This window comes from Vreelandella populi (assembly GCF_003989825.1).
In the GTDB taxonomy this organism is placed as follows: domain Bacteria; phylum Pseudomonadota; class Gammaproteobacteria; order Pseudomonadales; family Halomonadaceae; genus Vreelandella; species Vreelandella populi.
This window is the reverse complement of record NZ_RZHE01000013.1, coordinates 13,002-31,474: the sequence shown is the minus strand read 5'-3', so window position 1 is coordinate 31,474 and position 18,473 is coordinate 13,002. Positions and strand designations below refer to the sequence as shown.

Annotated in this window: 15 protein-coding genes; 8 read left to right on the top strand and 7 right to left on the bottom strand. The window is 57.2% G+C overall.

The genetic code is table 11. From position 1 onward, the window contains the following. On the bottom strand, positions 1–191 hold a 191-nt coding region (locus ELY25_RS17905; RefSeq protein WP_221885509.1), incomplete at its 3' end, for a hypothetical protein. Positions 192–297: 106 nt separating this feature from the next. After that, positions 298–1,452: an FMN-dependent L-lactate dehydrogenase LldD gene (gene lldD / locus ELY25_RS13750; RefSeq protein WP_126951848.1), complete on the bottom strand. Its 1,155-nt coding sequence runs from the start codon at positions 1,450–1,452 to the stop codon at positions 298–300. A 410-nt stretch (positions 1,453–1,862) separates the two neighbouring features. Here lldD and ELY25_RS13745 point away from each other — a divergent pair, with 410 nt between their 5' ends. Genes ELY25_RS13745 through ELY25_RS13735 form a run of 3 tightly spaced genes read left to right on the top strand, consistent with a single transcriptional unit; the run spans position 1,863 to position 5,906 of the window. After that, a complete protein-coding gene (locus ELY25_RS13745) occupies positions 1,863–2,636 on the top strand; it encodes a GntR family transcriptional regulator (RefSeq protein WP_126951847.1) in 774 nt (257 codons plus the stop codon). Further along, positions 2,633–4,531, top strand: coding sequence for a sensor histidine kinase (locus ELY25_RS13740; protein ID WP_126951846.1), 1,899 nt, complete (start codon positions 2,633–2,635; stop codon positions 4,529–4,531). The genes ELY25_RS13745 and ELY25_RS13740 overlap by 4 nt, the downstream gene beginning before the upstream one ends. Further along, positions 4,524–5,906 carry a sigma-54-dependent transcriptional regulator gene (locus ELY25_RS13735; RefSeq protein ID WP_126951845.1) on the top strand — a complete coding sequence of 461 codons (1,383 nt, stop codon included), beginning with the start codon at positions 4,524–4,526 and terminating at the stop codon, positions 5,904–5,906. The genes ELY25_RS13740 and ELY25_RS13735 overlap by 8 nt, the downstream gene beginning before the upstream one ends. Here ELY25_RS13735 and ELY25_RS13730 read toward each other — a convergent pair. From ELY25_RS13730 to ELY25_RS13720, 3 genes are all read right to left on the bottom strand, one after another. Further along, the gene (locus ELY25_RS13730; protein WP_126951844.1) at positions 5,882–6,553 is read right to left on the bottom strand and encodes a metal-dependent hydrolase; all 672 of its coding nucleotides are present in this window, start codon (positions 6,551–6,553) and stop codon (positions 5,882–5,884) included. The two genes, ELY25_RS13735 and ELY25_RS13730, sit on opposite strands and share 25 nt — an antisense overlap. Before the next feature lie 104 nt (positions 6,554–6,657). Then, on the bottom strand, positions 6,658–7,203 hold the full coding sequence (locus tag ELY25_RS13725) for a gamma carbonic anhydrase family protein (RefSeq protein ID WP_126951843.1): 546 nt from the start codon (positions 7,201–7,203) through the stop codon (positions 6,658–6,660). 75 nt (positions 7,204–7,278) lie between these two features. Beyond that, on the bottom strand, positions 7,279–8,619 hold the full coding sequence (locus ELY25_RS13720; protein WP_126951842.1) for a sodium-dependent transporter: 1,341 nt from the start codon (positions 8,617–8,619) through the stop codon (positions 7,279–7,281). A gap of 166 nt (positions 8,620–8,785) precedes the next feature. Between ELY25_RS13720 and prlC the strand changes: the two genes are divergently transcribed. From prlC to ELY25_RS13700, 4 genes are all read left to right on the top strand, one after another. Then, positions 8,786–10,834 (top strand): oligopeptidase A, encoded by a 2,049-nt coding sequence (prlC, locus tag ELY25_RS13715; RefSeq protein ID WP_126951841.1) that lies wholly within the window; start codon positions 8,786–8,788, stop codon positions 10,832–10,834. 52 nt (positions 10,835–10,886) lie between these two features. Then, the gene (locus tag ELY25_RS13710) at positions 10,887–11,138 is read left to right on the top strand and encodes a YheV family putative zinc ribbon protein (RefSeq protein ID WP_126951840.1); all 252 of its coding nucleotides are present in this window, start codon (positions 10,887–10,889) and stop codon (positions 11,136–11,138) included. Between the two features lie 315 nt (positions 11,139–11,453). Next, a complete protein-coding gene (locus ELY25_RS13705) occupies positions 11,454–12,437 on the top strand; it encodes a TAXI family TRAP transporter solute-binding subunit (protein WP_126951839.1) in 984 nt (327 codons plus the stop codon). Positions 12,438–12,534: 97 nt separating this feature from the next. Next, positions 12,535–14,745: a TRAP transporter permease gene (locus ELY25_RS13700; protein WP_126951838.1), complete on the top strand. Its 2,211-nt coding sequence runs from the start codon at positions 12,535–12,537 to the stop codon at positions 14,743–14,745. Positions 14,746–14,824: 79 nt separating this feature from the next. Here the strand turns inward: ELY25_RS13700 and metF are convergent, their stop codons facing one another. Further along, on the bottom strand, positions 14,825–15,667 hold the full coding sequence (gene metF, locus ELY25_RS13695) for a methylenetetrahydrofolate reductase [NAD(P)H] (protein WP_126951837.1): 843 nt from the start codon (positions 15,665–15,667) through the stop codon (positions 14,825–14,827). Between the two features lie 142 nt (positions 15,668–15,809). Between metF and ELY25_RS13690 the strand changes: the two genes are divergently transcribed. Continuing rightward, positions 15,810–16,745, top strand: a complete 936-nt coding sequence (locus ELY25_RS13690; protein ID WP_126951836.1) for an AEC family transporter — start codon at positions 15,810–15,812, stop codon at positions 16,743–16,745. 7 nt (positions 16,746–16,752) lie between these two features. Here ELY25_RS13690 and ligB read toward each other — a convergent pair whose 3' ends face one another. Continuing rightward, on the bottom strand, positions 16,753–18,453 hold the full coding sequence (gene ligB / locus ELY25_RS13685; RefSeq protein ID WP_126951835.1) for an NAD-dependent DNA ligase LigB: 1,701 nt from the start codon (positions 18,451–18,453) through the stop codon (positions 16,753–16,755). Between the last annotated feature and the right edge of the window lie 20 nt (positions 18,454–18,473).

Below are 18,473 nucleotides of genomic sequence, written 5' to 3'. Positions count from 1 at the left end.
AAATTGTTAAAGAGCGGTTTCGCTAAAGGCTTAAAACCTTCGACTCGATGACCGGAGCCGCTTGCCTCAGCGAGGAAGGCGCATTCTACGCATTTCCCGGTGATTGTCAAGGGCGTTGTTTTCGATGTGAAACGTGCGACATCCAAAACATCCAACCGCTTGATAATCCGAAGGTTTTCACCTTCATTCACCGCTGGTAACGCTTGGCGTCCCCGGCAGCGGATGCGTACTTTACGGATTCACTGCCGGTTGTGCAAGCGCTTTTTCATATTAATATGCAAAACATCTCCATAACGCTCAGGAGATGCCACGCAGCGAGTCTGGAACCAGCGAATCCGCCCCAAGATCGGCAATACTATGGGCGCCGGTAAGCGTCATGGCGACCCGCATCTCTTTTTCAAATAGCTCAAGCAGGTGAGCTACTCCGGCCTCGCCTCGCGTGGCCAGCGCATAGATGAAGGCGCGCCCCAGCAGTACCGTATCAGCGCCTAAGGCAATCATGCGCACGACATCGAGCCCACTGCGTATACCGGAATCGGCCAGAATGGCCAGGTCGCCTTTAACAGCATCGGCAATCGCTGGCAGCGCCCGCGCAGATGACATGACACCATCAAGCTGACGACCACCATGGTTGGACACCACGATGCCGTCCGCACCAAAGCGAACCGCATCACGCGCATCTTCAGGGTCGAGTATGCCCTTAATGATCATGGGCCCATCCCAGAACTCACGAATCCACTCCAGATCCTTCCAGGAAATGGCAGGGTCGAAATTGTTGCCCAGCCAAGCGATATAGTCTTCCAGCCCTGTCGGGTTGCCCCGGTAGTCAGAGACGTTACCCAGATCGTGAGGGCGGCCGTGGATACCTACATCCCAGGCCCAGAAAGGGTGCATGGCGGCCTGTGCCATGCGCCGGATCGGCCCGCTTTTACCACTCATGCCTGAATGGGCATCACGGTAACGCGCCCCCGGCACCGGCATGTCCACAGTAAATACCAGCGTCTTGACGCCAGCCGCCTTGGCTTTTTCCAAGGCATGTTTCATGAAGCCCCGGTCTTTCAGCACATACAGCTGAAACCAGATCGGCCGATCAATGGCAGATGCTACTTCATCGATCGGACACACCGATACCGTCGAAAGTGTAAAGGGGATGCCTTTACTGGCCGCCGCTCGCGCCGCCTGTACCTCACCGCGCCTGGCGTACATGCCTGCCAGCCCGACCGGCGCCAGGGCAATTGGCATGGCAAGTTTTTCACCAAACAGTGTGGTTTCAAGCGATAGCGATGACATGTCCTTGAGCACACGCTGACGCAGCGCAATACCGGCCAGGTCCTCGACGTTACGCCGAAGGGTATGCTCGGTATAAGAGCCTCCATCTGCATAATGAAACAGGAAAGGCGGTATGCGGCGCTGGGCCGCCTTGCGGTAGTCAGTGGATGCAGAAATGATCATGGCAAGCCCTATGCAGTGAATGCGCTACCTATTAAGGGTGAGCGTGGCCCCAGGCGATGCATACGCCTGGAAAACCGATATTAGAAATAGAGGTAGGCAGACGCTATATAAAGAAGCGCACAATAGCTTTAATAAGAGTCCGCCCGGCTCCTGCATCAGCAATGTTTACTGCCCAGCGCGTTAGCACTACTTTCAATTGGTAAAACCAATTGACAATATCAAAGCCATTACATTAATTAGCCCCGTGATACCTGTCAAACAAACTTGTGCTGTTGACGCACCACAAAGAATTATACTTTAGTCACACTTATTCTAAGGCCTGCCGACTCTACCCTTTCTGGTCAGTACACTTGAGCGAGGCGGCTTCCCTGCTCTATTATTGGTCTTACCAATTAAAGGAAGCTGAATGCATGACCTACCCACCGCTTCGCCAGCAGCGCTTGGCCGATGTTATTACTGAACGCCTGGAAGCCATGATTCTGGAAGGAAGCCTAAAGCCAGGCCAACGACTGCCCCCCGAGCGCGAATTGGCTGAGCGTTTTGGCGTCTCGCGTCCCTCGCTGCGCGAAGCGATTCAAAAGCTGGCTGCCCGGGGTCTGCTCACCAGCCGCCAAGGCGGCGGTACTTTTGTTAACGATACGCTGAATAACACCTATACCGACCCGCTTCTGGAAATGCTCTCCCGGCATAATGAGTTCCACCTTGACCTGCTCGAGTTCCGGGATGCCATGGAAGGTATTTCCGCCTACTACGCGGCACTGCGCTCTACTCCGGCGGATAAAGCAGTCCTCATACAGCGCTTTGAAGAACTGGATGGTGGCTTTGTGGGGGCCGACCCGGCGCAGGAAGCCAAGCTGGATGCTGCCTTTCACTTGGCCATTGCCGAAGCGGCACACAACGTTTTATTGCTGCACACGATCCGCGGGATTTTCCACCTTCTGGAACAAAGCATTGTGGATAATCTGGCGCATCTGTTTGCCAAACCCGAATCACGTAGCAAATTAATGCAGCAGCACCGAGCACTTCTGGATGCCATTCTGGAAGGCCGCGCTGAAGATGCCCGAACGCGGTCGCATGAGCACTTGGTATACGTCGAGGAAGGATTACTAGAAGCGGCCCGCGCCGAAACCCGGGCACAGCGTGCCTTAAGGCGCTCACAAGGCTCCAGTAGTCCAGCCGTATGAAAAAGCTGCGCTGGAAAGCGATATGGCTTGCCGTTATCACCGTGGGGCTCGTCGTCACCATATGGCAAGCTGCTCGTCTGGCACGGGAACAGGCGATTGCTGACCTGCGAGATGATGCTGAGAACGAGCTGCGGCTTTCGGCCGCCAACCTCAACGGCTACCTGCTCCGCTACGATTACCTGCCGCAAATGTTGGCCACCCGAGAAGGTGTTCAGCGTTTTCTAAGCGCCCCCGAAAACCAAAACCCCATGCCGCTCAATCTGCTGCTGGACCGCTTTCGTTTTACCTCGGGAGTGTCTGACGTTTACCTGCTTGACCACAATGCCACCACGATTGCCGCCAGCAACTGGCATCGGCCCAATACGTTTATCGGCCACAACTACGCGTTTCGCAGCTACTACACAGAAGCTATTGCCGGGCGGCAGGGTCGGTTTTACGGTTTGGGCACCCAGTCACTTGAGCGGGGCTACTTCTTCTCAGCACCGGTATGGATTGACGATACCTCGCCCGATGCCCAACCTGACGGCGTGATGGTGATCAAGGTATTGCTGGACGAGGTTGAAGAGGGCTGGGCGGAACAGGATGCCGAACTGCTGGTCACCGACGGGGATAATATTATTTTCATGGCCAGCCGCCCGGAACTACGCATGCGCGCGCTTCATCCCCTTAGTGATGAAAAGCGCCAGGCACTTCATGAAACGCGCCGCTATGCCATGGAGTCCCTGTCATATTCCGGAATCAGTATAGAGGCGCGCTATGGAATGGACAGTGCGCTGGTCAGTTTTTCTGACGGACCTTTGAGCGGCGTGCGCTATTTAAGTCTGACCCGACCGATCGTGGAGTTTGGCTGGAACATGCATATTCTCAAACCCTTGACGCCGGTGGTCAGCGCCCAGTGGATCGCCGCGTTAATGGCCGGTGGGCTTTATGGGATGATCGTCCTGGGAGGCGGCATTGGCTGGCAGCGCCTGCGCTTGCGCCGCGAGCGTGAAGCATTTGCGGAACGCGAAAGACAAACCCTGGCCCTGGTTCGCGATGAGCTTGAAGAGAGCGTAGAGCGCCGCACTCGTGATCTGGTCGCCAGCAACCAGCGCCTCTCGGATGAGATCGAAGAGCGGCGTCGAGCCGAAGCCAACCTGCGCCAAACCCAAGATGAGCTGATTCAAGCCGCCAAGCTTGCCGTTCTGGGCCAGCTGGCTGCAGGTATCAACCACGAGCTTAACCAGCCGCTGGCGGCCATTCGTGCCTACGGTGAAAACGCCCGCCGCTTTTTAGCCCTCTTTCGCGTTGATCAAGCCGATGCCAACTTGGAACAGATCGTTGAACTGACCCAGCGCATGGCCGAGATCAGTTCCCAGCTTCGTCAGTTCTCGCGCAAGAGCAGCGAGTGCCAGGAAACCATCTCGGTGCAAGCTTGCATTGAATACGCCCTGCGCCTGTTTCATAGCCGTCTGCGCGATGGGAACGTACGCGTTGAACAGCAGTGGCCGGATGAAACGCTCTGGGTAACCGGCGACCTGGTGCGCCTTGAGCAGGTACTGGTCAACCTGATCAGCAATGCACTGCACGCCATGAAAGAAACACCCGCGTCGCAACTCACCCTAAGCGCGGCGCTTGCCCAGCAGCAGGTCACCATCAGTGTAATGGACAATGGCCCCGGTATTGATGACGCCCACCTGGCACAGATTTTTGAACCCTTCTTTACCACCAAGGCGCCGGGCAGCGGCCTTGGCCTGGGGCTTTCCATTTCTTCGCGTATCATGGACGATCTGGGCGGCAAGCTGCAGGCCAAGAACCGCGATACTGGTGGTGCCTGCTTTACTATCTCGCTGCCTTTTTCGCCGCTAGCGCACACCCCTCCCCATCCCTTGAAAGGAAACAGTAGCCATGCATGAACCGTCGACGCTGCCGGTCATGGTGATCGACGACGAGCCGCATCTGCGTATCACCGCCAGCCAAACCCTGGAGCTTGCCGGCTACACGCCCCACTGTTTCGAATCCGCCGAGCAGGCGCTGGAAGTATTATCGGCGGACTTCCCCGGCGTTATCGTTAGCGATATTCGCATGCCGGGAATGGGCGGAATGGGGCTTCTTCATGAGTTGCACCGTCGCGACCCGACCCTGCCAATCATTCTAATTACCGGCCACGGCGATATCTCCACCGCGGTAGAGGCAATGCGCGCCGGTGCCTGGGATTTTCTGGAGAAACCGTTTGCCGGCGATCAGCTGCTGGATGTCGTACGCCGAGGTATCGAAAAGCGCCAGCTAAGCTTGGAAAACAACCGGCTGAAGGCAGAACTTGAAGTACAACAAGCCGCACTCGGTCCGCGCCTGGTGGGCCGCACGGCGATTATTTCCCGCCTTGCCGCGATGATCCAGCGGATCAGCCAGGTGGAGGCCGACGTGCTATTGTTTGGCGAAACGGGCACGGGCAAGGACTTGGTGGCCCGCGCCATTCACGAGCGAAGCGCCCGGCGCAACAACCCCTTCATGGCGATCAACTGCGGCGCCGTGCCGGAAAACACCATCGAATCCGAGCTGTTTGGCCACGAGAAAGGCGCCTTTACCGGCGCGGTCGAGCGTCGAATTGGCAAGTTTGAGCACGCTAACGGCGGCACGGTATTTCTGGATGAAATTGAATCCATGCCGCTGGCTCTTCAGGTCAAACTGCTGCGCGTGCTTCAGGAGCGCAGTATCGAGCGGCTGGGCGCCAATGAAGTGGTGCCATTAAACCTGCGAGTTATTGCCGCCACCAAGGTCGACCTTAAAGCAGCTGCTGAAGAGGGGCGTTTTCGCGAGGACCTCTACTACCGATTAAATGTCGTGACCCTACCGTTGCCTGCCCTGCGCGAGCGGCGCGAAGACATCCCACTGCTATTTCAGCATTTTGCCGTTGTTGCTGCTAACCGCAGCGGCCTGGAGGCCCCCATCCTGGATAACCAGGCCGTGGCAGCGCTATTGGCTCATGACTGGCCCGGCAACGTACGCGAGCTGCGCAATCTGGCAGAACGCTACGTTCTACTGGGCGCCGCGTTTGATTATCGCCTGGATATGTTGCTGGAAGGTGCCGCAGCCGATACTCAGGAGCCCACCCTGCCACGCCAGGTGGAGCTATTTGAAAAGAGTCTGATCAGCCAGTCGCTTTCCCGCCACCACGGCCGAGTGACCGAAGTTTGCCGCCATCTGGGCATTCCGCGCAAAACCTTATACGACAAGCTCAAGAAGCACGGTTTACACGCTGACGACTACCGCCACAGCAGCGACCCGTGATTCATAAGCTCGATTAATACCGACCAGGGGGGTGCCCAGGGCAGTAGCGTCAAGGTGGCAATCAGCATAAGAAGATTGGACATGGGGCGGCGGCTGTCACCCAGCTTGAGCGCCGTGCCAAAGGAGCGCTTCAGCCGAGCCCCTTCTAAATCCACGCTATAGATCTCATCAAGCCCTAAATGAATGATAAACCCCAGTAAAACGGCCGCACCGTGTGACCATGCAAGCCACGGGGGCTGAAAAAGCAGATGAAAGCTCAGCGCGGCGGTTAACAGCGAGCATAGCCCCGCCGCTAACAGTGAATGCCAGATACCCCGGTGAACAGTCAGCTTTGAGAACAGTATCCCTGCCAGATAGCGCACCGAGAAGTAAATGCCGCCACAGGCGAGAAGCAGCATGCCGGGCGTTAGCCACGACTCCAGCAGCATTACCCCCAGCACTAGCGAGGGCACGGAAAGGATATTGAAAATCAAACGGATAGAGCGTGATCGATCAGCATCAATATCCGGCAGAATCCCGCCAAACGCAACCAATGCCACGATCAATATGGATTGAGAATAAGGCCACCACTGTGCCTGCCAGCCCGCGTACGCCATTAGCATGCCGCCCGCGGTCGCTACCGTAATATGCGTGCGAAAGTTCGCCATGTCGCGGCACCCTGGAAAACTGGATAAATTACCAGATTTTCAAAGATTACAACATGGCTGATTTAGAAAAAAGGTTGCCTGACCAACCGTTTAGCCAAGGTCGATCATAAGGAAACTTCGGCCAGAAACTGATCCTTGAGTTTTACGTAGTTTCCAGCGGTATAGGGGAAGAAGGCACGCTCCTTATCTTTGAGCGGGCGCAGTGCCTTGGCCGGGTTACCGGCATAAACATAGCCACTTTCCAGATGCTTGCCGGGAGTGACCACAGCACCGGCGGCAATGATCACTTCATCTTCGACCACAGCGCCATCCATGACGATAGCCCCCATGCCTACCAGAATGCGGCTACCCAGCGTACAGCCATGCAAAATGGCCTTATGGCCGATGGTGACGTCTTCACCAATCGTGAGCGGAAAGCCATCGGGGTTGAAGTCACTGGCGTGGGTGATATGCAGCACGCTGCCATCCTGCACGCTGGTGCGGGCCCCGATACGAATCTGGTGCATATCGCCACGGATCACCGTCATCGGCCATACGGAGCAGTCATCGCCCAACTCAACGTCACCAATTACCACACTTGCCGGATCCACATAGACGCGCTCGCCCAGGCGTGGCGAATGGTTCTTGAAGCTTCTCAGTGCATCACTCATAACACCCTCCTTACGTTAAGGAATTCTACCTTTAACCCTATGGCTTGTATGGCGTATGGGGGCACGCCGTATCAGCTATAACAGCCCGCCCAGCAACACAATAAACGTCAGCGGAATTGACACCCAACGTACGATATTACGCCACAGCAGGTAACCGCGCTCACCCACGCCTAGCGCGCTCACTGCAGCCTTAGGCGGCATGACCCAGGCTGCAAAGGTAGCAATCAACAGCCCCCCAAGCGGCAGAAACACATCCGGCGGAATGCTGCTGACCAGCTCGAATATATTGCGTCCGAACAGCGGCCGAAACTCGGCCAGCGTGGAGAATGAAAACGCTGATAAAAGCCCCATCAGCCATACGCTAAGCGCGACAATGGCGGTCGATATACTGCGCCGAAATCCCAGCCCCTGAAGCGTAGCCACCATGGGTTCTGCCAGATTGATCGCCGAGGTCCAGGTCGCCAGCAGTAGCAACAGAAAAAATACGCTTAGCCAGACCGCCCCACCGGGCAGTTCGGAAAAGGCAATCGGCAGTGTGACAAACATCAACCCCGGGCCCTCAGCCGGGTCCATTCCCTGGGCAAACACTACCGAGAAGATAGCGATACCGGCCAGCAGCGCCACGCTGATATCCAGTGCGGCAACGGCGAACGCCGCCTTGGGCAGGCTCTGCTCATCAGGCATGTAGGCGCCATAGGCCATCAGTGCGCAGGCCCCAACGGCCAGGGTAAAGAACGCGTGCCCCATGGCATGCAACACCACGGTCGGCGTCAGCGCATCGAAAGAAGGCAGGAAAAGCCACGCTAGCGCCGTTGAGAAGCCATCCGTTGTCGCGGCATACACCGCCAGCAGCAATAACAGAGCATACAAAAGCGGCATCAACAGATTATTAAGCCGCTCAAGGCCTTTTGATACCCCAGCGGCGACCACCGTCATGGTCATGAACAGAAACAGCGAGTGGTTAAAAATCAACAGCCCCGGGTTGGCCAAAAAGGCGTCAAAGCCCGCGCCGATTTCGGCAGCCGTTGCGCCGTTAAACTGGCCGTTAATCGAGGCCACCAAAAACTCGATCGACCAGCCCGACACCACCGAATAGAAGGATAAAATGCAGAACACCGTAAACGCGCCAAACAGCCCCAGCCAGCGCCAGTTCTTTGAAGCCCCGGCATCGGCTGCCAACGCACCCAGCGCCTGGATCGGCCCACGCCGCCCTGCCCGGCCAACCAGGATTTCGGCCATCATCACGGGAATGCCCAGCAGTAGTACGAACGCCACGTAGATCAGTAAAAACGCCGCGCCGCCGTTCTCACCGGCCACATAAGGAAAGCGCCAAATATTCCCAAGCCCTACCGCGGCCCCGGTTACCGCCAGGATAAAAGCGCGCTTCGACCCCCAACGTTCCAGCGTTTCGCTCATTGTTTTCTCCCGCCATAAAGGGCAATAAAAGGCGGCAAGACTAGCAGGCGCTCGCCAAGAGGCCAAACCTTGCCATTGAAAGAGTCGACCTGCGCCCACACTGTTTAGCTATTATCATGCGTTTTTGCACGCTTAACGACTTCCTAATGCTCCAATCGAGGTGCTTATGACCCCCAATCCGCTGCTTGAAACGCACGAGCTTCCCCCTTTCTCTGAAATGCGTGCCGAGTATGTGGTACCTGCGGTGGAAGCGCTGTTAAGCGAGAACCGCGAAACGATTGATCGCCTGGCCAAGCAGGCGGCCAAGACGCCACCTACCTGGGAAACGTTTGCTGACCCACTTGAAGCGGTCAGCGACCGCCTTTCCAAGGCCTGGTCACCGGTTTCTCATCTGAACAGCACGATGAACACGCCTGAGCTGCGCGAAGCCTACCAAACCTGCCTGGAAAAACTCTCGGCTTTCGGCACCTGGGTAGGTCAGCACGAAGGTCTTTTCCACGGCTGGCAAGCACTCAAGGAAGGCGATGCCTGGGCGATGCTTGATGCCGCTCAGCAGCGCACGGTCAATAACGCCCTGCGTGACTTCCGCCTCGCCGGGGTGGACCTGCCCGCCGACAAGAAAACCCGCTACGGTGAGATCCAGTCGCGCCTTTCTACCCTCTCCAACCAGTATTCGAATAACGTGCTGGATGCCACGCAGGCGTGGCATAAGGACATCAACAGCGAAGAAGAGCTGGCCGGTGTTCCCCAAAGCGCGCTGGAAACGCTAAAGGCAATGGCCGAAGCCAAAGGCGTATCGGGCTATCGTATTACGCTGGATTTCCCGAGTTTCTTCCCGGTCGTCAGTTATGCCGACAGCCGAGCACTACGCGAGGAGGTGTATACCGCCTTTGTGACGCGCGCCTCCAACCAGGGGCCTAACGCGGGCAAGTTTGATAACGCCCCCATCATGGAAGAGATTCTGGCGCTTCGCCAGGAGCTTGCGAAACTGCTAGGGTTCAAGACCTATGCCGACTTTTCACTGACGACCAAAATGGCCGACTCCCCCGAACAGGTGCTCGATTTTCTGGGTGACCTGGCTCGCCGTGCCGTGCCCCAAGCGAAAGAGGAATTTGCTGAGCTAAGCGCCTACGCCCGTGATGAACTCGGCCTTGAAGAGCTCAAGCCCTGGGATATTGCCTACGCAAGCGAGAAGCTGCGCGAAGCGCGCCACGCCATCTCTCAAGAGCAGCTGCGCCCCTACTTCCCCGCCCCGCGGGTGATCGACGGCCTGTTCCAGGTCGTCGAGCGCCTTTACGGGGTGGGTGTTGAAGAGGATAGCCAAGCATCAAGCTATCACGACGACGTGCGCTATTTCCGGATTACCGAAAACGGTCAGCCGATTGCCGGGTTCTACCTCGACCTGTACGCCCGTGAGGGCAAGCGGGGCGGCGCCTGGATGGCCGACTGCCGGGTACGTCGCCAGACCGAAAATGGTCTTCAGCTGCCGGTGGCGTTTTTAACCTGCAACTTTACCGCCCCGGTGGGTGGCAAGCCTGCTCTGCTTACCCACGATGAAGTAACCACACTGTTCCATGAGTTTGGTCATGGCCTGCACCATATGCTGACCAAGCAGCGTATCGCCGACATTTCAGGTATTAACGGCGTTGCCTGGGATGCGGTGGAACTGCCCAGCCAGTTTATGGAGAACTATTGCTGGGAGCGCGAAGGACTTAACCTGCTGGCCAAGCACGTGGAGACCGGGGAAGCATTGCCTTCTGAGTTGCTTGAGCGCCTGCAGGCGGCCAAGAACTTCCAGTCCGCCATGGGCATGGTACGCCAGATCGAGTTTTCCCTGTTTGACCTGCGCTTGCACCATGAATTGAGCGCCCCCAGCGCCAGCGACGTTCAAATCTTGCTGGATGAGGTGCGCAGCCAGGTTTCCGTGGTGCCTACCGTGCCCTTCAATCGCTTTCAAAACAGCTTTGCGCATATTTTTGCCGGCGGTTATGCAGCCGGTTACTACAGCTACAAGTGGGCTGAAGTTCTCTCTGCCGATGCCTGGAGCGCGTTTGAAGAGGCGGGTATTTTTGATGCCGAGACAGGCCAGCGCTTCCGTCGTGAAATTCTTGAGCAGGGCGGAGCACGGGACGCGGCTGAACTATTCGTGGCTTTCCGTGGCCGCGAGCCCAGTGTGGAACCGCTGCTGCGCCATAGCGGGATTCGAGCCGCCTAACCCTTACTGACCGTGCGGCACTGCAAACGCGGTGCCGCATGTGGAGAAACCTATGTCTACCGTCAAGCGCTTTATAGCGGGCGTTATCTGCCCGCGCTGCGCCGCCATGGATCGTATTCGTGCCTGGGAGCAGAACGGCATTCGCTACCGGGAGTGTGTTAATTGCGACTTTTTTGAGCAGTTACCCGTTGAGGATGAAAGCTCATCCGAGCTGACTACCCGGGTCAACCAGGTGCGCGACGAGCAGAAAAACCAGGACGTGCAGCCGGTACGGATTCTGGACCCAGGCAAACCTCGCTCCTAAAGTTTTCAAAAGAGGGCTTTGCAGTCCTCTTTTTGCTTTTCTCGTTTCAACTCTTGCCCTACCTGACACACCTCACCCAAAAAGTGGGCGGAAAACCGCACACTCTATTTCAGTCTGCGTGCGAATAACCGGACACATAGCGGCATTTTTATCGCCACTAAAGTTGAAAGCCATTTTCCTAAGCAAATGTTTTTAAAGTCCTATTGTAAAACTGGCATAACAATCGCCTTTTAATAAATGCTTAATGACATTGCTACTGGCCAGGTATAAACGCTTGCCAGGCCATAATCCCAATAACAGCTTAGGAAACATGCCATGCGCACAATGATGCCGAAAACTCTCGCCCTACTGGTTAGCGGTGCAGCCCTGCTTGCCGCCGCCAGCGCTCACGCGGACCGCGCAGACTGGCCACAGAACTTTACCGTAGGTACCGCAAGCCAGGGCGGTACGTTTTTCGTATACGGTTCGGGCTGGGTCAACTTTATCGCTGACGAGCTGGGCGTTTCTGGCGGCGGCGAAGTTACCGGCGGCCCGACTCAGAACTTGGCGCTGGTACACAGCGGCGACATGGCCTTCGGCCTGACCACCATGGGCCCCGCGTCTGATGCGGTGAAAGGCGAAAGCCCCCTGGCCCCTGGCCTGGTAATGGATAACGTCTGCGCCCTGTTCCCCATGTACGAAACGCCGTTCTCGATTGCCGCACTTTCAAGCTCGGGCATTGAGTCCATTTCAGACATTCCGGATGGCGCGCGTATCGGTTTCGGCCCGGCAGCCTCAACGTCTGACACCTACTTTCCCGCGATGCTGGAAACCCTGGGAGTGAACTTTGAGCGTCGCAACGGCGGCTGGTCTGATCTCGGAGGCCAGTTGCAAGATGGCCTGCTGGACGTGGTTGCGTTTGCTGCCGGCATTCCGATTCCTGCCGTTAGCCAGTTAGAAGTACAGACGGATGTGAACATCATTGAATTCACCGAAGACGAGCTTGCTACCGTACTGGACGCCTTCCCGGTGGCTGAGTTCACCATTCCGGCCAGCACTTACTCAACGCTTGAGGAAGATGCCCGCGCGGTCTCCATGTGGAACTTCGCGATTTCCGCATGCGATCTGCCAGAAGACTTCATTTATGAAGTCACCAAGGTGACCATGGAAAACAACGACCGTATGCGCGCTATCCACCGCAGTGCTGAAACCAGTATTCCGGAAAACATCGTGCACAACACCGTACTGCCTTTCCACCCAGGCGCTGCCCGCTGGTACGAAGAGAATGGCTACGAAATTTCTGACGACATGATCAACTAAAACTTACGCATCATCTGGCTGCCCCGTTACTGGCTTTCCAGGCGGGGCAGTTTTGGCTACTGCTCCTATTTTGCTTCTGCTGTGAGGGTGAACTCTGATGAGTCCCACTACCCCCCAAACTCCCGACGGCTTCAAGGATGATGCCCTGCTTGCTTCGCCCCCCACCGCGATTGCGGAGGGTGTCGATGAGGAAGTGGTTGAGGCCAACCGCCGCGTATTTGCCGGCTGGCAGTTTTTCCTGTTTGCCGCACTCGCCGTTGCCTACTCAAGCTTCCATCTGATTTCACTTAACGTTTACCCCATGGAAACGTGGTCGTTCCGTATCGTCCACATCGCCGGTGCCTTGATTCTGGGCTACGGCCTGTTTGCTGGCGCCCGCTTTGCAGACGATGACCAGGCCGCGTCGCCTGCGTGGCTTAAATGGGTGGCATACGCGCTGTTGGTACCGGCAGCCTACGCGCTTGCGCAAGTTTTCCTGATGCAGCAAGCCGTTAATGGCGGCGCCATGCGTATCGACGCAACGCTCGAGACGCTGCACTATGGTTATCCGCTGATGGCCACAACAGCAGCCGCCATCGTGCTTTCATGGTTCTATCGCCAGGCGCGCCACCGGTTTAATCCCGCTGATCTCGTGCTGATGGTCTGTGCTCTGGCCAGCGCAGGCTATCTGCTCATGGCCTTCAATACCAGCATGCGGATGTCGACTGGCACCTCGTTTGCGCCTCCTGGCATCTCTTGGGCGGCGATTGCTGGCTCCCTGCTTATTCTGGAGCTGACTCGGCGTGTGGCGGGCCTGGCCCTAGTGGTGATTTCGGCGATTTTCCTGGCCTACGTATTTGCCGGCCCTTATCTGCCCGGCTTTCTGGGTTATCCGGGCCTTTCGCTGCAGCGCTTTTTCAGCCAGGTATATACCGACGCTGGCATCCTCGGTCCGACCACCGCGGTCTCCTCGACCTACATTATTCTGTTCATTATTTTCGCGGCTTTCCTGCAGGCTTCAAAGGTAGGTGACTACTTCGTCAACTTCGCCTTTGCAGCCGCCGGGCGCGCCCGTGGTGGCCCCGCCAAAGTGTCTATTTTTGCCTCGGGCCTGATGGGCATGATCAACGGCACGTCAGCCGGTAACGTGGTATCCACCGGTTCACTGACCATTCCATTGATGAAGAAGGTGGGTTACCCAGCGCGCAGCGCGGGTGCTATCGAAGCGGCAGCATCTACCGGCGGGCAAATCATGCCGCCGATCATGGGTGCGGGTGCGTTTATCATGGCGGAAGTCACCGGCATTCCTTACACCGATATTGCGATTGCAGCGATAATTCCGGCCATCCTTTACTTTGCGTCTATCTACTTTATGGTGGATTTTGAAGCCGCCCGCAAAGGCATGCGCGGCATGCGTAAAGACGAAATTCCGCTGTTTTCCAAGCTGGCGAAGCAAGCCTATCTCTTTGCGCCGATCATTATCCTGATTGTGGCCCTGTTCATGGGATACTCGGTGATTCGGGCAGGCACCCTGGCCACTGCTTCTGCAGCCGTCGTCAGTTGGGTTTCGCCTAACCGAATGGGGGTGACTGCCATTCTCAGAGCGCTTCAGCTGGCGGGTACCATGGCCATTCAGATCATCGCAGTCTGTGCTTGCGCGGGTTTGATTGTGGGGGTTATTTCGCTCACCGGCGTCGGTGCGCGCTTCTCCTCGTTGCTGCTCGGCCTTGCTGGCGTCAGCCAGCTGCTAGCGCTGGTCTTTGCCATGCTGATCAGTATTCTGCTGGGCATGGGCATGCCGACCACGGCCGCCTACGCCGTTGCTGCCTCTGTGGTGGCGCCCGGGCTGATCAATATTGGTATCGAGCCATTGATTGCCCACTTCTTCGTGTTCTATTTCGCAGTGGTGTCGGCGATCACCCCGCCGGTGGCACTGGCCTCTTACGCGGCGGCAGGTATCTCCGGCGACAACCCTATGGGTACGTCGGTGGCCTCGTTCAAGATCGGCCTGGCGGCTTTTATCGTGCCGTTCATGTTCTTTTACAGCCCGGCCATGCTGATGGAAGGCACGCCACTGCAGATCCTGCGGGTAGGCGTTACCGCCACGCTAGGTATCATCCTGCTTTCCGGCATGGTGCAGGCCTGGTTCTTTGGGCCGGTGAATGTGCTTAAACGGGTCATCATGCTGGTGGGTGCGATGTGCATGATCTATGGCGGCATCTACACCGATATCGCAGGCCTTGCGATTGGCGCCGGTCTCGTCATCATGCAGCGCAAGCAGTTTGGTGGCGGCAAGGAGATTGGTAAGGTACAAGCGCCAGCAAGTTAGTAACACGTCGTAGAAAACAAAACGCCCCGCTCAACGAGCGGGGCGTTTTGTTTGGGCGGGTTAAACCCACAGTGCTTTGTTAGCCCACTAGGTTATCAACGACCTTCAAGACGGGGGCCGCCTGGTTGAGCGTATAGAAATGCAGCCCCGGTGCGCCGCCGTCCAGCAGGCGCTGGCAGAGCCGCGTCACCACGTCAGTGCCAAACGCGGCGATGGCCTCGTTATCGTCGCCATAGCCTTCCAGCTGTTTACGCATCCAACGCGGAATCTCTGCGCCACACGCGTCAGAAAAGCGCGCCAGCTTGGTGTAGTTGGTAATCGGCATGATTCCGGGAATAACTGGCTGTTCGACGCCAAGCGCTCGGGCTTTATCCATAAAGTTGAAATACGCATCGGCGGTAAAGAAGTACTGGGTAATCGCCATATTGGCGCCAGCCTTCATTTTACGCGCAAAGTTTTCAATATCTTTATCAAGATTAGCCGCCTGAGGATGCGCTTCGGGGTAGGCCGCCACGGCGATATCAAAATGATCGCCGGTTTCAGTACGGATAAATTCCACCAGCTCATTGGCGTAGCGCAGCTCACCGATGCTGGCCATGCCTGAGGGCATATCACCGCGCAGGGCGACCAGGCTCTTGATGCCCTCTTCACGGTACTGAGCCAATAAATCGCGCAGCTGGGCTTTTTCACTGCCGATGCACGAAAGGTGCGGTGCTGTGGTAATGCCACTTTGGCTAACCGTACGCACGGTATCCCGAGTACGGGCCTGGGTGGAACCACCCGCGCCATAGGTCACCGAAAAAAACCGCGGGTTACGAGCAGCCAGCTCATCGCGAACCAGCATCAGCTTGTCACGCCCAGCATCGGTGTTGGGCGGAAAGAATTCAAAGCTGATACCTAGCGGATGCTCTTGGCTGCTCATGGGATTTCCTCATACAGAACAATAAATAGTGATACTTTGGTGTATTCTCGCCGTTCTAATGCGCCGGGGCTAATGAAAGATTCCACGCTTGGCCTTTAATTCGGCTCATGTTACTCATCCCTTTTATGCCGTAGGAGGGCATATGGAGCTATCCCCAGGCACGCTGATGGGCCCGCTACTTATGTTGTTAAGCTTTGTGGGACTAGGTTGGATTGCCGCCCAGCGCTTAAAAATCGACCCGCGCCCTATCGCCACATTGCTGGTTTACCTGATTGCCCCCTTGACCATTTTTCGAGCGCTGATGAACGGCGGCCCAACGCCCCAATACCTGGTCTTAAGCCTGGCGCTGTTTGTTCTGGTCAGCCTGCTGGCGCTGCTGGTTCATCGCCTTACCCAGCACCGCTTCGGCCCTCAGGAAGGTGCCCTGTTAGCGTTTTCATCCGGAACGGGCAATACGGGTTACTTCGGTTTGCCGGTCGCGATGATTTTGCTGCCACCTGAAGGGGTAACGCTTTATCTGTTCTGCATGCTGGGGATTAATCTGTATGAATTTACCGTGGGATTCTATTTAAGCGCCCGCGGGCATTTCTCGATTCGCCAGAGCCTTATCAAGATTTCGCGCCTGCCGTTGATCTACGCGTTTTTATTTGCTCTGCTGCTTAGCTCGCTCGATGTCACGTTACCCACTGCCTTGGCAAGCTCGCTGGATGTCTTTCCGGCTACCTATACGCTGCTGGGCATGATGATCATTGGCATGACGCTGAGTCAGGTAACGCTTGCCGCCTGGGATACGCGTTTTATCGCCGCCTGTGTGGGGCTACGCTATATCGTTTGGCCGGCCGCCACGTTTGCGGCGGTCATGTTGTTACAGATGTTCATGCCGGTGCCCGCGGAGCTGGCCATGGCGATTCTGCTGCTAGGCGTTGTGCCCATGGCATCCAATGTAGTGGTCGTCGCCATGGAGCTAGGTATTCAGCCGCAGAAAGGGGCGCTGGCCGTGCTGGTAACCACGCTGATGGCGCCTCTGCTGATTCCTCTCTATCTCGGCGTTATGCTGCGGGCAACCGGGCTTGGCTAAAACCCGGCTAGGGAGTCGCCGCAAAACCCTCAATGTTAATTGCCCGAAGCTCATCGGCCATGGCCTGCACTTGATCATGGGAGAAAAAGGCGTCAAGCGCCTGGGCTCTGCCAGGGCCGATACCCGGCAGCGCCTGCCAATCGCTACGCTGATAAGCGGCCAGAGTGGCCCAGTCCGCTAGCGCCGCATTTCCGGTGGGTGGTATGCCCAGGCTTTGCAGCCACGCGTTATACGACGCACCCTGCGCTGCCTGAAACTGCTCATAAAGCGTTTCAGAACGTGCCTCACCAATGCCACGCGCCTGACGAAGCTCGTCACGCTCAAGCGATAGCCAATCGAGTAAATCCTGGACGAGCCCGGCTTCCAGCAATGCCTGCCAGGTGCCTTCACCCACGCCCTGAAACCCCAGCTGTTCGCCAAGGTAGGTTAGCCGTGCCAATAGTTGGGTATCGCACCCGGGGCTATTCTGGAAACAGCTTAACGCGTGGTAGGTGGTAGCGGCGGGCACATCGACGGGCGTACGCTCCTGGGTTTGCCATACCACATCACTGAGCTGTGGAATCGTCAGCCCTGCCAGCGTGACGGCTACCTGATCGCCGGGGCGTATATCCAAATGTTCCCAGCGGGCAAGCGAGCCGAGCGACACGCGGCTGATGCGCCGTCCCTCCAGCTGAACCGGGTAGAGCCAAAGCAACGGCGTAATCCGCCCGGTGCGCCCCACTCGAAACTCCACCCCGCGCACTTCTGCCAGTGCCTGTGTGAGCGGGTGTTTCCAGGCTATCGCCCACTCTGGCGGGGTATTGGACCAGCTTGTCACGCCAGGACGCTCGGCCTGCTTGATAACCACGCCGTCTGTCGCAAACGGCAGCGCACCGTTAAACCATGTCTCTCGCCAGTAAGCGGCATCCAATTGGTCATTCAATAAATGGGTGTAGGCGGCCGTATCAAACCCAAGCTCGCTCAGTTGCGTCAGCCGCTCGGCCATATCGGTCGGCCCATCCGGCCAGCCCCATACAAAGAGACCCACCTGCGCCTGGGTTTCCTGGGAAGGCGCAGCCTGGGCCATGGCCCCAGCTACGGCGCCTCTTGCTCCCGTTGAAGGCTCGCGTGACTGGATATGCTCGTTTAACCGCCAATAAAGCTCACCCTGAAAAATGGCTGAGATAGCAATAGGCAGTGTATTGGGCACGCCGGGCAACGCCAGAGCTCTAGCCGTCCAATCCTGGCCCGCCCGCCCATCGCCCCGACTGACCGCTTCAACCAGCTCACCATCCTGATAACGCAGGGTTACCGCCACCCCATCTACCTTGGGTTGAATCCAGAGATTTTCTCGGCGGCTGGTAAAACGTCGCACGCCTGCTTCGTCGGTTTTATTAAGCCCCTGCTGGGCGGCCGGGTGTTCGCGAGTACTGCGACTGGATGTTACTCGGGTCAGCGGCTGGTGGGCGGTGGGATCGTTAAGGCAGATACGCCAGCTCTCAAGCTTGGCAGCTGCCTGATCATAAAGCGCATCGTCAATCAGCGAGATGCCTTCTTCGTGATAGGCATGGTCCCACTGGGCAATTTGCGCGGCGAGCGCCTGAGTCTCGTGCTCGAGGCGCTCACTGGGCCACGAGGGGCAGGCCGCCAGCGCCGTACTATTCATCAGGCCATTCGCTGCTATCAACAGTAGCCCACCAATGCGTCGCCTCCATCGTGATGCCGCCATAACGCTTTCCCCTGGTTGTT